Annotated in this window: 14 protein-coding genes; all 14 read right to left on the bottom strand. The window is 67.7% G+C overall.

The window, feature by feature from the left end; all coding sequences use genetic code 11:
* Window position 1: 1 nt before the first annotated feature.
* Complete coding sequence (locus HLG70_RS00460) at window positions 2–583, bottom strand: cysteine hydrolase (RefSeq protein WP_171667574.1); 582 nt, start codon at window positions 581–583, stop codon at window positions 2–4.
* Between the two features lie 71 nt (window positions 584–654).
* Window positions 655–1,887, bottom strand: coding sequence for a CaiB/BaiF CoA transferase family protein (locus HLG70_RS00455; RefSeq protein WP_171667575.1), 1,233 nt, complete (start codon window positions 1,885–1,887; stop codon window positions 655–657).
* Complete coding sequence (locus HLG70_RS00450; protein WP_171667576.1) at window positions 1,884–3,047, bottom strand: CoA transferase; 1,164 nt, start codon at window positions 3,045–3,047, stop codon at window positions 1,884–1,886. The genes HLG70_RS00455 and HLG70_RS00450 overlap by 4 nt, the downstream gene beginning before the upstream one ends.
* A gap of 36 nt (window positions 3,048–3,083) precedes the next feature.
* Window positions 3,084–4,298 carry an FAS1-like dehydratase domain-containing protein gene (locus HLG70_RS00445; RefSeq protein WP_171667577.1) on the bottom strand — a complete coding sequence of 405 codons (1,215 nt, stop codon included), beginning with the start codon at window positions 4,296–4,298 and terminating at the stop codon, window positions 3,084–3,086.
* A 94-nt stretch (window positions 4,299–4,392) separates the two neighbouring features.
* The gene (locus tag HLG70_RS00440; RefSeq protein ID WP_171667578.1) at window positions 4,393–5,394 is read right to left on the bottom strand and encodes a Bug family tripartite tricarboxylate transporter substrate binding protein; all 1,002 of its coding nucleotides are present in this window, start codon (window positions 5,392–5,394) and stop codon (window positions 4,393–4,395) included.
* A gap of 32 nt (window positions 5,395–5,426) precedes the next feature.
* Window positions 5,427–6,365, bottom strand: coding sequence for an SMP-30/gluconolactonase/LRE family protein (locus HLG70_RS00435; RefSeq protein ID WP_171667579.1), 939 nt, complete (start codon window positions 6,363–6,365; stop codon window positions 5,427–5,429).
* A gap of 13 nt (window positions 6,366–6,378) precedes the next feature.
* Entirely contained in the window at window positions 6,379–7,149 is a 771-nt protein-coding gene (locus HLG70_RS00430; protein ID WP_171667580.1) for an ABC transporter ATP-binding protein, read from the bottom strand.
* On the bottom strand, window positions 7,142–7,930 hold the full coding sequence (locus tag HLG70_RS00425) for an ABC transporter ATP-binding protein (protein ID WP_171667581.1): 789 nt from the start codon (window positions 7,928–7,930) through the stop codon (window positions 7,142–7,144). The genes HLG70_RS00430 and HLG70_RS00425 overlap by 8 nt, the downstream gene beginning before the upstream one ends.
* Complete coding sequence (locus HLG70_RS00420) at window positions 7,927–8,925, bottom strand: branched-chain amino acid ABC transporter permease (protein ID WP_234103310.1); 999 nt, start codon at window positions 8,923–8,925, stop codon at window positions 7,927–7,929. Before HLG70_RS00420 ends, HLG70_RS00425 begins: the two co-directional genes overlap by 4 nt.
* Complete coding sequence (locus HLG70_RS00415; RefSeq protein WP_171667583.1) at window positions 8,918–9,796, bottom strand: branched-chain amino acid ABC transporter permease; 879 nt, start codon at window positions 9,794–9,796, stop codon at window positions 8,918–8,920. The genes HLG70_RS00420 and HLG70_RS00415 overlap by 8 nt, the downstream gene beginning before the upstream one ends.
* Window positions 9,789–10,727: an NAD(P)-dependent oxidoreductase gene (locus HLG70_RS00410; RefSeq protein WP_171667584.1), complete on the bottom strand. Its 939-nt coding sequence runs from the start codon at window positions 10,725–10,727 to the stop codon at window positions 9,789–9,791. The genes HLG70_RS00415 and HLG70_RS00410 overlap by 8 nt, the downstream gene beginning before the upstream one ends.
* 2 nt (window positions 10,728–10,729) lie before the next feature.
* Complete coding sequence (locus HLG70_RS00405; protein WP_171667585.1) at window positions 10,730–11,473, bottom strand: SDR family NAD(P)-dependent oxidoreductase; 744 nt, start codon at window positions 11,471–11,473, stop codon at window positions 10,730–10,732.
* Window positions 11,474–11,520: 47 nt separating this feature from the next.
* The gene (locus HLG70_RS00400) at window positions 11,521–12,360 is read right to left on the bottom strand and encodes an acyl-CoA dehydrogenase (RefSeq protein WP_171667586.1); all 840 of its coding nucleotides are present in this window, start codon (window positions 12,358–12,360) and stop codon (window positions 11,521–11,523) included.
* A gap of 29 nt (window positions 12,361–12,389) precedes the next feature.
* The gene (locus HLG70_RS00395) at window positions 12,390–13,505 is read right to left on the bottom strand and encodes an ABC transporter substrate-binding protein (protein ID WP_234103308.1); all 1,116 of its coding nucleotides are present in this window, start codon (window positions 13,503–13,505) and stop codon (window positions 12,390–12,392) included.
* Window positions 13,506–13,698 lie beyond the last annotated feature (193 nt).

The raw sequence follows: 13,698 nt of genomic DNA, 5'->3' as shown, positions 1-13,698 counted from the left end.
CTCATTCGAACACGACATCCAGCGAATTGGTGATGCGGCAAAAGCGCTGCAGGCTCTTGATCGCGTTGTCGTGCTCTTCCGTGGTCAGGCCGCAGCAGCAGTCTTCCAGCACCACCATCTCGTAGTCGCGGTCGTGACCTTCCCGCACGGTGGCCTGCACCACGGCGTTGGTTGAAATCCCGGAGCAATAGATCCGTTTGATCCCGTGCGCGCGCAGGATGGCTTCCAGGCTGGTGCTGTAGAAGGGGCTGACCCGATGCTTGACGATGTCGAAGTCGCCAGGCTGCTGGCCCAGGTCGGGGTGCACTTCGGTGCCCCACCCGCCCAGCTTGAATATGCCGTTCTTGCGCGCCCCCGAGAAGATGGGCGAACTGGGCGGGCACTCCCGGTAGTCCGGCGAGAAACCCACGCGCACGAAACCGATGTCCAGGCCGGCGGCGCGGGCCTTGTCCAGGGCGCGCCGCGTGTGTTCCAGGATGCCGCGGCTGCGCACCTGCTCGCCGTAGGCCGCGCGGCCATTGGGCCCGTCCGCATGGACCAGGTCGTTCTCCATGTCCAGCACCAGATAGATGGCATCTTTCATCAGGCGTTCCTTGATGTCGTTGGGTTTCGTGGGGATGTCATTGCGCGGTCGCGAGACATCGGATGGATGGTTCACAAAATCACCCCGCGCGCTTGCAGGTCCGCGCGTTGGGCCGAGTCCAGTCCCAGCAGCTCGCCGAAGACATAATCCTCGTCCTGGCCCAAGGCGGGCGTCAAGCGCCGGATTCCCACCTCGTCCGTACCGCTGAATCGCGCCGGGGCGCCGACCGCGAGCCGGGCCGGGATGCCGGGCGCCTGCACCGTGGTGACGGCGCCGCGCGCCTGCAGATGCGGGTCCGACGCAATATCCTGCATGGTCCAGGACACATGCGCGCATACGCCGGCCTGCTGCAGCTGTTCCGCGGTGGATTCCGCGTCGCGTGACGCGAGCCAGCGCGTGACCAGGCGGTCCACCTCCGCCCGCTGCTCCAGCCGCGCGGAGGCGGTGGCGTAGCGCGCGTCCTTGCCGTCCTGGCCCAGGACGCGGGCCAGCGCCCGCCACTGCGCGTCGTCCCGGATGGCCAGGGTCAGCCAGCGATCGGGCTGCGCCGTGGGATAGACGCCGTGCGGCGCCATTGCCAGGTCCGCGTTGCCCGGACGTTCGGGGGTGATGCCCAGGCTGGCCAGGACCAGCGCGTCGCCGATCATGGCCGAGGCCACTTCGCGGGCGGCCAGGTCCACATGCTGGGCCTGGCCCGTGCGCCGGCGCTGGTTCAGCGCCGCCATGGTGGCCAGCGCGGCGTGCACGCCCGCGGCGTGGTCCATCACATGCCGCATCTCGACGGGCGGGCCGTCGCTGTAGCCGCTCATCCACCCCAGGCCGCCCCACGCGCCGAATAGCGGCGCGTAGCCGGCAAAGTGCGAATCGGGTCCGCTCTGGCCGCAAGACGACAGGGACAGGAGCACCAGGTCGCGCTTGACCTCGCGCAGTTCGTCAAAGCTCAGCCCCAGGCGTTTCATGACGCCGGGCCGGAAGCTCTCGGCGGCCACGTCCGACAGCGCGACGATCCGTTTGGCCAGGGCCGCGGCCTCGGGCTCCTTCAGGTTCAGGCGCACCGACAGCTTGTTGGCCGACACCTGGTCGAACGTGGCCGCGGACATGCGGCCATAAACGGCATGCGGTTTGCGGAAGGCGTCCGGCCGCGTCAGGCTTTCAATCTTGATGCACTCGGCGCCCAATTGCGACAGCAGATGCGTACAGAACGGACCCGCTGCGTGAATGGTGAAGTCGGCGATGCGCACGCCGGCAAGCGGCGCCCGCAATGTCCGGGTCTGGATCGGGCTGTGTGGGTTGGCCTGGCTCATGCGGATGCCTCCTGCGCCATCTCGTCCAGTGGGGGAACACGCCCCTCTCGAGGCAAAGGCGTACAGCGGAATTGAAACGGCGCGACCAGAATGCCGGCCTCTCGGCCGCTGGCCAGGACGGCCGGCGCGAACAGGCCGCGCGCCTGCTCCTGCTCGCCATGGATCACTTCGGCGGGCTGCCGGTACTTGGCGGCCGGCACGCCCAGCTCCTGCGCGCGCCGCACGATCTCCTCCGCCGGATGGCGCGCCATCCACTCGCGGATGTGGCCGTTGATCTCGTCGCCGCGGCGGCTGCGCTCCAGCGGGTCGCGCAGACCCGCATCCGCCGCCCATGCGGGATGGCCCAGCAGTTCCACCAGCGATGACCACTGCCGGTCCTCCAGCGTCAGCAATTCGATGAAGCCGTCCTGCGCTTCGAACACGCCGCCGTAGCGAAAGCGCCGGCTGGTCCGGTGCTCCAGCGAGCCGTCGCCCAGGCGTTGCAAGGCGAACGCGCCCACCGACAACACGGCGTCCTGAACCGACACGTCGACATACTGGCCGCCGCCGGCCGGCACGGCCCACCACGCGGCAAGCGCGCAGAACGCCGCCATCGCCCCGCCTTGGTAGCCGCCGAAGTGGCCGTATATCTTCAAGGGCGGCCGGTCCGGAAACAGCTCGTGCGACAAGCCATTGGGCAGCAGGAAGCCTTCGCCGCCCGCGTGCAGCAGATTGACTTCCTCGCCATCCCAATCGGCCTTCGGGCCCGCGGCGCCGAATGGCAGGACGCTGACATGGACCAGATCCGGGTACCGTCGCTTGACGGCCTCGGGCGTCAAGGCCAGCGCCTCCCGCTCCCGCACCGGCGTGTCATCGATCAGGATGTCGGCCGCCGCCAGTTCGCGTTCGAGCAAGGCACGGCCGGACGCCGACGCGGCATCCGCCGCCAGGCTGCGCTTGCCCACCGCCAGGTACGCAAAAAGCGCGCTCTCGCCGTCGTCGATCAGCGGCGGCGCCCGCCGCAGCGGCGAACCGCCGGGAGGTTCCAGCATCACTACCTGCGCACCCAGGGCGGCAAGCATCCGTCCGGCATAGGCGGCCGCGACCGTGCTCGAGCGCTCCAGGACGCGGCAGCCGGACAATGGCAGCATGGCGGTTTGTGGCGTTTCGTTGGACTGCATAAGGGCTGTCTCGCAAGGTTGCGGCCGCGGGCCGGATCAGCGGGTCACGGGCAGTTCAAGGTCAACGCCCGAGCCGTCCAGGAACGCCGGCAGGCGCACGTCGCGCGACGGCAGGGCCACCGTGGCGATCCCCGGCGTGGTCAGCTCGCCCCGCTGGTTTTCGGCCGCCAGTTCGATATCCACCAGCCCGGTGTTGTCCTTGACGTACTTGCGCACCACCTTGCCCTTGCAGAAGGTCGTGTCGCCCATGATGTTGAAGCGCCGCATTTCGGTGCGGACACGCTTGATGACGCCGGCATCGCCCATCCAGTTGGTCACCAGCGAGCACATCCACGACGAACGCTGCGGGCCATAGTCATAGGTGCCCGGCACCCCTACTTCCTTGGCGACCGATTCGCGGTGATGGCCGATGCCCGTGTATTCCACGCCGCCGCCGGCCTCCGGATTGCGGAAGAAATGGCCCGGATGCTTGACCGCCGCCTGCAGCACCACTCCATGGGTATGGCCGCGGCCGCAGCCAACCAGGAAACCCATCGTGTCCATCAGCGACAGCGGGCCGCGGGCGATGGTCGGCAATTCCTCGCCTTCCTGCACCTCCTCCCAGTAGCGCACGTTGACGCCGCGGATGTTCTTCGGTTCGTCCAGCACCAGCTCGTCGATGCGGTCGCGTTCCTGGTCTGAATATTCGTGCTGGACGATTTCCTTGTACTTGCCGGTTTCGCGCGCGGCCTTGCGCTCGTGCCGGGTGCATGTGCCCAGGGCGCGGGCCACCAGTTCGCCGCGCTGGTTGTAGTAGCTGGCCTCCACGTACTGCAGCACCAGGCGGCCCGAGAACTTGCTTTCCTTTTCCTCCACGCCCACCACGCGTTCGATCGCGGTGATGCGGTCGCCCGGACGCACATGGCGGAACAGCTCCCAGTCGTTGCCGGCATAAAAGCCATGGACGCCGGGCAGGCCCCAGCGGGTGCGGCCCAGCCAGCCGAACGCCATGGGGAACATGGGATGGCCCAGCACCGTGCCGTAGCGCGTGCCGGCGCCATAGCCGACATCGCGATACAGCGGATTGAGATCGCCGATGCCGTTGCACCAGTTGCGCAGGGTGTCCGCGGTGGCGTCCTGCAGGTACGGTCCTTCGGGCCGCAGATGCAGGCCGATCATTGCGCGGGCGGCGGCGACAGCCTCGTCCGTGATGCGGCCCTCGGCGGGCGCGTTTCCGACATCGGCTTGGGGAAGACTCGTGACATTGCTCACTTTTGATGCTCCTTTACTCTTAATAAGAATGCAGAATGCATTCTTCAAGAACTGAAAAAAACGCCTTGTTGCGTTGCTGTACCGCCTGAATTTCCTATTCGATCCGGATGCCCGCGACCTTGATGATCGCGCCCCACTTCTGCCGTTCGTCCTTGACGAATGCATCCAGTTGCGCCGGCCGCATCACCAGCGGTTCCACGCCGATATCCAGCATCTTGCGGCGCATCTCCGGCTGCTCAAGCACGTACCGGACGTGCTCGCTCAATTCCTGGACGATCGCGGGCGGCGTGCCGCGGGGCGCGAACAGCGCGTCCCAGGCCACCACGTCGAAGCCCGGCACGCCCTGCTCCGAGACGGGCTTCACGCCCGGCAGCATGTCGCTGGCCTTCAGCGAGGTGATGCCCACCGCGCGCAGCTTGCCGCTGGACAGATACGGCCGCGCCGCGGTGACGGTGTCGATCACCAGCGGGATCTGCCCGCCCATCGTGTCCGTCAGCGATTGACCCGACGCCTTGTACTTGACCGCGAACAGCGGCGCCTGGGCGGATTTCACGAACTCCGCGAACACGACCTGCGCAGTCGTGCTGGGCAGCCCCACGTTCAATGCGTTGGGCTGCGAGCGCGCGCGGTCGATCAACTGCGCCACGCTGTTGGCCGGCAGATCGGCGGCCGAGGTGCAGATCACCATCGGCAGCAGGCCGATCATGGCCACGCCGGCAAAGTCCGTCACCGGGTCGTAGCCCTGATTGGCGTACAGGAATTCATTGGCCGCGTTGGTGGCGTTGGTGCCGAACAGGAAGGTGTAGCCGTCTCCCGCCGCGCGCGCCGCCGCCGCGGAACCGATGTTGCCGCCAGCCCCCGCGCGGTTCTCGATGACGATGGGCTGGTTCAGGCGCTTGCCCAGTTCCTGCGATACCAGCCTGGCCAGCAGGTCGGCGCCCTGCCCGGCCGCGTACGGAACGATGATGCGGATGGGTTTGTCGGGCCAGGCCTGCGCGGCGGCGGCTTGCGGCAGGCCACCTATCGCAGCCGCCAATGCCGTGACCATGGCCGCGCGCAGCAAGGCACGCCGGCCGGATTCGGGTATGAGCTTCATCGATGCATCCTTTGCGTGGAGAGTCATGGGAATCAGCCGTTGAGCGCCAGGCCGGCGCGCGGCCAGCGCGCCGCCAACAGCTGGCCATAACCTGACAATGTGATGTAGGCCGTGCGCCGATCCGCGCCGCCGAAGCAGATGTTCGTGCAATAGCCTTCCGGCGCCTCGTGGAACTCCAGCAGTTCGCCGCCCGGCGAAAACACGCTGATTCCGCCGCGAACCAGCGTCGCCACGCAGACGTTGCCGCCCTCTTCCAGCGCCAGCGAATCAAAGCGCTGATAACCGGGCAGTCCGTGCACCAGCCGTCCGCCATTGGGCGACGGCCAGGGCTCCATCGCCAGCCGGCCGCCCTCCGGCTCCGAGTTCAGCACCGGGTACGACCACAGCCGGCTCGTCTCGGTCTCCGCGACATAGAGCTGGCTGCCGTCCGGCGACAGGCCGACGCCGTTGGGCGTCAGCACCGGATGCGCGGCGCGGCGGATGAAGCTGCCGTCGGCGCGGGCGTAGTACAGCGCGCCGCGCAGCATCCTGTCTTCGAAGGTCTTGCCAAAATCGCTGAACCAGAAGCCGCCGTGCGCATCGAACACGATGTCGTTGGGGCCGTGCAGCGCCACCCCATCGCAATGGGTGTAGAGGGTCTGGACGGCGCCGGTCTCCACATCCACCCGCTGGATGCTGCCGCCCTGGTAGCCGGCGGCAGGTCCGGTCGGCCGCGTGAAGCCCTCGTCGGTGCGCCAGCTGAAGCCGCCGTTGTTGCAGACGTAGCAATGGCCGTCCGGCCCCAGCGCCGCGCCGTTCGGTCCGCCGCCCAGGTCCGCCACCTTGCGCAGCTCGCCGTTGGGCAGCACGCGCGTCAGCCTTCCGCCGGCGATCTCCACGACCAGCACGCTGCCGTCCGGCATCGCCACCGGCCCTTCCGGGAACTCCAGCCCGCTGGCGATGACCTCGCCTTGCAGCTTCAGTTGCTTCATGCCTGTTCCTTTCCTATGCAAGAGATGCGTGGGGCTGTTCCCGGGCTTCCTGGCGCGCGCCCAGATAGGCGTCGATGGCGCGCTGCCGCCCTTCGCGGCTGCGCAGCGCCTGCTCGTCGAGCTCGCCCACGATATGGCCGTGCCGCAGCACCCAGGCCCGGACCGCCAGCCTGGCGGCCACGTGAAAGCTCTGCTCCACCAGCAGGGCGGCCAGTTTCTGTTCGCGCTGGATCGCCGCCAGCCGCTCGTACACGCGAGCAACCAGCAAAGGCGCGAGCCCCAGCGAGGGCTCGTCCAGCAGCAGCAGGCGCGGCCCCGACATCAGGCCGCGGCCGATCGCCAGCATCTGCTGTTCGCCGCCGCTGAGCAGGCCGGCGGGCGCCTTGCGCCGCCCCGCGATCTCCGGGAAGAAATCCATCACCATCTGTTCTCGCCTGGCCCGCGTGCGCGCATCGACGAAATACGAACCCAGGGTCAGGTTCTCGGCGACCGTCAGATCCGTCACGATGGCCCGGCCCTCCGGCACGTAGACGATGCCCAGGCGGAAGCGCCGCGCCGCCGACAATCCCGAGATGTCCTGCCCGTCCAGCCTGATCCGGCCCTGCGCCGGCTCCAGCCCGGCAATGGCGCGCAGCGTGCTCGACTTGCCGGCCCCGTTGGCGCCCAGCAGCGCCACCACCGCCCCGGCGCCCACCGACAGCCCGATGCCGTGCACCACCGGCCCGGCGCCATAGCGCACCGTCAGGCCCTCTACCTCCAGCAGGCCAGAAGCCGCTTCATTCATCCTCGTCTCCCAGGTAGACGCGCACCACATCGGGATTGCCGCGGACCTGCTCCGGACTGCCCGAGGCCAACAGCCGGCCCACGTTCAGTACGTGGATGGTGTCGCACACCTCCATGATCAGATCCATGTCGTGCTCGACGACCACCAGCACCAGCCCTGGCGCGCGCAGCCGCTTCAGCGCGGACGACAGGTCGCCGGTCTCGACGGAATTCAGGCCCGCCGCCGGCTCGTCCAGCAGCAATACCCGAGGGTCGCCTGCGATGGCACGGGCAATCTCCGCCAGGCGCAGCACGCCGGGCGGAAGTTGCGAGGGATATTCATCGGCGACCTGCAGTACCCCCAGCCGTTCCAGGGCGGCCAGGGCGCGCTCGCGGTTGCGGGCGCGTTCCGCCTTGCCACCCGGCAGGGGCAGGAAGGCATCCAGCCACCCGGCCGACGATTGCCGATCCAGTCCCACCATCACGTTCTCGGCCACGGTCAACTCCGGGCACAAGGCCACGTGCTGGAAGCTGCGCGAGAACCCGAGCGCGGCGCGCCCCGTGGGCGCAATGCCTTCAAGGCGCCGCTCGCCCAGCCGGATGCTGCCCTGCTGCGGGGAATACAAGCCGGTCAGGCAATTGAAGAAGCTGGTCTTGCCGGCCCCGTTCGGACCGATCAGCCCGGTGATCTCGCCCGCCTTCAAATGCAACCCGATGTGCTGCAGGACCTGGATGCCGCCGAACGACAGCGACAGGTCCTCGACCACCAGCGGATGACGGTCCAGCGAGGCGTGCGCGTTCATGGATTGCCTCCGTGCAGCCGGGCGCGCACCTTGGCGGGCAGCGCATTGAATCCCAACACCACGATCAGCAGCGCGGACCCGTAAAGAATGGGCACCCAGTCGCCCGCACCCGCCAGCAGCAAGGGCATCAGCGTCAGGAACAGGCCGCCCAGCAGGCTGCCCAGGATGGACATCGAATACAGGCTGACCACGGAGCCCACCAGCAGGAAGATCGAGGTCCACAGCGTGAAGCTGTTGGGCGACACCGTGGAAGAGCTGAAGGACAGCATCGCCCCGGCGATCGCCGCGATGGCGCCGCTCAAGGCCATGCAGGACAGGCGGGCCCAGCTGCGGCGTACGCCGAAGGACTCGGCCGCATGCGGCGAAGTGCGGATCAACAGCAAGGCCATCGCCTGGCGCGAGCGGCGGAAGTGGTGCAGCAGCAGCGCCACCACGACCAGCCCGGTCAGCGGCAGGTAGTAGCGCTGGGTTTCCTTGGCCAGGCCCGGCAGCGCGTCCAGTTTCACGTACAGGCCTTCATAACCGCCGGAAACCGCTGAAAAATGCAGCAGCACCTCGGGCAGGGCCAGGGCCAGCGCCATCGTGGCCACCGCCAGGTAGATGCCCGACAGGTAGCGGGAAGGAAAGGCGAAGGCCAGGCCCAGGACGGCGCCCGCGCAAGCCGCCAGCGGCAGGCTGGCCAGCAACGACACGCCCAGGTACTTCTCCATCAAGGCGACGGTGTAGGCGCCCGCCGCGACGAACACGCCGTGGCCGATCGAGACCTCGCCGCCGTAGCGCACCAGAAAGCTCACCGAAATGATGGCGATGGCGTTGGCAAAGCACAGCCCCAGGGTGTAGGTCCAATAGCCGCCGGCGACCAGGGGCAGCAGCGCCAGCGCCAGCAGGCCCGCTATCCCTGCCCCGGCGGTCCAGCGCCGCAGCGGCGCCGCCGCCTGGCCGCCCGCCGCGACGCCCGGCCGCGGGCGGCTGGATGACATGATTACGCTAGACACGGGCGCCTCCACGGATGGCCAGCACCCCCTTGGGGAATACGTTGAGCACCAGCAGAATCGTCAGCAGCAGATAGGTGTTGTTGAATTCCGCGGACACATAGAACGACAGCAGGTTCATGATGGCGCCGATGAAGATGCCGCCCAGCACGGCCCCGGGCAGGCTGTTGAAGCCGCCCACGACCGCCGCCGCGAACGCCTGCAGCATGAACGAGGACACACTGGTGGACGACAGGAACGTGGTCGGCACGATCAGCAGCGACGCGATCAGCCCGAGCACGCCCGCCGTCACCCAGGAAAACAGATGGACCCGGCGCAGATTCAGCCCGCATACGCGGCTGGCGTAGGGATTGGCCGACACGGCGCGAAAAGCGATGCCGATGCGGGTGCGCTCGATCAGCAGGTACAGCAGCCCGATCGCCAGCGCGGTCGTGCCCAGCACGGCCATGTCATACGACGTGACGCGGATGGGGCCCAGCTGGCCGCGCCATGCGGGCAGCGGCAGGTCCAGCGACACCACGTTGGAGCCGAACAAGAGCTGGGTTGCGCCCTGCGCGATGAGACCCACGCCCAGGGTCGCTATGGTGCTGGTCAGGTCCGACTTGAAGACCAGCGGGGCGATCAGGAAATAGCTGACTGCCATCACGGCCACCATGATCACGAGCGTCAGCAGCACGGCGGCGCCCCAGGCCATGTTCGCGAAGATGCCTGCCGTGAAGCCGAACACCAGGAACGCGGCCAGGCCCGCCAGGTTGCCATGCGCGAAGTTCACCACGTTCGAACTCTTGTAGATCAGCACGATGCCGATCGCACCCATGGCGTACAGGCAGCCGCTGACGACGCCCGCCCAGATCAGGCCGACGAGGTCATCCATGGACCTGCCCCTTCTGCCCGGGCGCGGCGGCGGCCGGCCCGTCGCCCCGGTCGATGATCTCGATCACCGAAGGGAAGTAACGCCCGCCCCAGCCGCCGCTGGCGGCGGCCGCGTAGTAGCGCTGGGCAAGTTCCGCGACATGGGCCGCCAGGCCGGTCTGCGAGGCAAGCTCCAGCACGTAGCCCAGGTCCTTCAGCACGTACTCGGGCGGAAAGGACTTCTCCGGAAACTCGCGCGGCAGCATGGCCTGGCGGCCGTGATTGCGCAGCACGAAGCTGTCGCCCGACCCCTTGGACACCGCATCCAGCAGCACCGTCGGCTGCACGCCGGCGCGCTCGCCCAGCACCATCATCTCGGCCAGCGCCACGGTGTTCTCAAAGACCAGCGCATTGTTGATGAGCTTGACCACCTGGCCGCAGCCCACCTCGCCGCAGCGGGTGACGTCCGAACCGATGTAGCGCAGCAGCGGTTCGATGCGCTGATAGAGGGCCTCGTCGGCGCCCACCATGATGCTCAGTTCGCCGCGCTGCGCCGCTGCACGGGTCCGGGCCACCGGCGCATCCGCGAAGGCGACGCCGCTTGCGGCTAGCCGTTCGGCCGTGCCGCGGGCCGACGCCACGGTGGTGGTGCTCAGGTCCACGATCACGGCCGGCCGGCGCGGGCCGTCGGTCAGGCCGCCCGGGGCCAGGCAGACCCGCTCCACCTGAGGTCCTCCGGGCAAGGACAGGAACACCACGTCGGCCTGGGCCGCCACCTCCGCCAGGGTCGCGGCGCGGCGCGCCTTGGTTCCTTGCAGCAAGGCGTAGGCATCCGCGTTCATGTCGAATGCAATGACCTCGCCGGCATGCTTGACGGCTATGTTGCGACACATCGGGCCACCCATCACGCCCAGGCCGATAAAGCCGATCACGGGTACGGTATCTGCTGTCATGTTCAGTCCATCCACATGCCGCCGCTGATATCCAGCGACGTGCCCGTTATCCAGTTGGAGGCCGGCGAACACAGGAACAGCGCCGCCTGCGCGATATCGTCGGGATTGCCATAGCGGCCCAGCGGCACCGTGCCGTTGGCCGAAGGCGCCCCCCCGCCGGTGACGCTGGCCCACATGGCCGTCTCGACCGGACCCGGCGCCAGGGTGTTGGCATACACGCCATGCGGCGCTCCGGCCTTGGCGATCCAGCGCATCATGCCGTGCACGGCAGCCTTGGACGCGACATAGGCCGGCCCCGACGCCACGCCGCCGTTCTTGGCCGCGATCGAGCCCGCGGCCAGGATCTTGCCGAAGCCCTGCTTGCACATCAGCGGAAACAGCTTGCGCGCCGGGTTGACCACGCCGCGCACATTCACGGACATCACCGCATCCCACTCGTCGTCGGTGCTGTCGCCCAGCGGCGTGCGGGCGATGATGCCCGCGCACAGCACCAGAATGTCCACCTTGCCGTACTCGGCCAGGACCTCGTCGATGACCTGGTCGGTCTCGGCCCGGGAAGTCACGTCATAGCGGCGGTAATCGATGCCGCCGCCCAGTTCCTGCTGCGCTACCCGGTCGGTGGCGATCACGCGCGCCCCGGCCTGCCGGAACGCCTTCGCAATCGCCTGTCCCATGGCGCCCGCGCCGCCCGTGATCAACGCAACCTGGCCTTCAAGACTTGCGGGACCGCTCAAATGCTGTGCCATCTTTTCTTGTCTCCTGATAGTGTTTTTCCTGGGGGTGGCGCCGGCCTTCAGCGCAATACCGCCGTGGCCGACATCGCCAGTTCGCCGTCCGGTCCGCGCGCCCACAACGCGAGCGAGCCGTCCTCCCGGGTATGGCCTTCGATACGGAAGGCGCGCGGCACGAACAAGGGGCTGACGCCGCGGAACTCGAAGCTGGCCAGCGGCCGGCCGTCGCCGTATTCCAGCGCCAGTTGCTGCAACAGCGTGGCGGTCAGCGGGCCATGCACGACCAGGTCGGGGTAGCCCTCTTCGTTACGTGCATACGCCTGGTCGTAATGGATGCGGTGCCCGTTGAACGTCAGCGCCGAATAGCGGAACAGCAGGGTCGTGTCCGGCTGGATCTCGCGGCCCCAGCGGGCCTGCCCCTCATAGCGCTCCGGCACGGCGGCAACGGCGCCGGGCGGCGTGGCCTCGCGGTAAACGATGTCCTGCTCCTCGACGATGCAAGTTGCGCCGTCGCAGAGCGTCGTGTGCTCCACCGTCACGAACCACAGCGAGCCGCGCTTGCCCACCTTGTTCTCGACCTTCAGGATGCGGCTGCGCCGCGTGGCCTCCGACTGGATCGGCACGTCCGCCAGGTAACGGATGCGGCTGCCCGCCCACATGCGCCGCGGCAATTCGATGGGCGGGAGGAAGCCGCCGCGCCTGGGGTGTCCGTCGACACCCAGCCCGCTGCGCCGCGCGGCCGCATTGAAGAACAGCCACTGCCAGCCTGGCGGAAGAGGCTCTCCTTCGCCGGGCGCGCGCTCCAGATCCAGCGTTGCCGCCATGGCCTGCACCACCGTCGCGTCGATGCGCTGCGTGCGCACCTCTTCGCGGCCGACCCATTCATCGTATGCACTGGTCACGCGTGGACTCCTTTAATTGTGAACAAGCCCTAGGCAAGCTTTGCGTCAAAGACGTCGGCCGGATATGGCTTGAAATCCCGCACCAGCTTGAAGCTGCCGCCGGAGACCGCCTGGATGATCCCTTCCTGGCGCGCGCCGCGGTGATCGCCGGCCTTGAACGTGACCTCCCGCGCTCCGCCCACGGTCTGGTTGGTCATGGTCTCCATGACGTCGACCAGATTGGCGCGCGTCAGCGGCTTGCCGCTGGCCAGCAGCATCTGGAAGCCCTTGGCGAACAGCGCCGCGTTGCTCCAGCCGTTCAGGCCGAAGACGCCGATCGGATCATTGGGATAGTGCTTGGCCACGGTCTCGCGGTAGGCCTTGATGTTGGCGTCGTCGGCGTCCACCGGCATCAGCCAGGACGAAAAATAGGCGCCGTCCAGCAAGGGCCCCGCCAGCTTGTACGTGGTGGGATCGGCGGTGAAGAAAGGCGCCATCCATTTGCCCTGGAACCCCAGCCTGTCGGCGGTTTTGAGCGCGGCGGCCAGGTTGGCGTTGGACCCGAACAGGATCACCACGTCCGCCTTGGCGTTGGCGATCCGGCGCACATGCGGCGTGAAATCGGTGCTGCGCACCTCGAAGGGAATCGACTCGGCGGCCTGCTTCTTGTTGGCGGCCATGAGCATATCGAAGCCGCGCTTGGCCGACCGGCCCAGCTCGTCGTTTTCCCACAGCAGGGCGACTCGGCTGGCGTTCAGGCCGTTGAAGGCGTAGTCCAGATTGGACGCCGCCGACCAGCCGTAGTCCGGCAGCAAGGGAAACACCAGCCGTTCGGCGAACAGGGCCGTCGCGCCGCCGATCGGACCGATCATCGGCAAGCCCACTTCCTTGGCATAGGGAATCACCGCCACCGACTGCGCCGTGCCCACCGGGGCGGCCAGCGCGAAGATCTTGTTTTCTTCCACCAGCCGGCGCGTTACCGCCACGCTGCGCGCCGGCTCGTAGCCATCGTCATACGTGACCGACTTGATCTTCCAGCCGTTCAGCGCGTCGGTCTCGTTGACCCATTTGAAGCAGGCGTCGGCGGCGCGGGAAAGAATCGCATAGAACGGCACCGGACCCGTGATGGGCGTGAACGCACCGACCGTGACCGTCTTGCTGGCCATATCGATGCCGGGAGAAACGGATTGCGCGCGCGCCCAGCCTGGAAGCGAAATCGAGGCTGCCGCGGCACAGCCGGAAAGAAAAGTCCTTCTGTGCACGTTATGTCTCCTGGTTGTTCTTCGATTGCCGCCGTCTGCTGAGCGACTAAGAATGCATTCTATATTTATATTCAGCCTGAAAAATACGGGCTTTCCC

The organism is Achromobacter deleyi (genome assembly GCF_013116765.2).
Taxonomy (GTDB): Bacteria; Pseudomonadota; Gammaproteobacteria; order Burkholderiales; family Burkholderiaceae_B; genus Achromobacter; species Achromobacter deleyi_A.
Note: the sequence above shows the minus strand (reverse complement) of the source record. Positions and strands in the feature narration are given on the sequence as shown.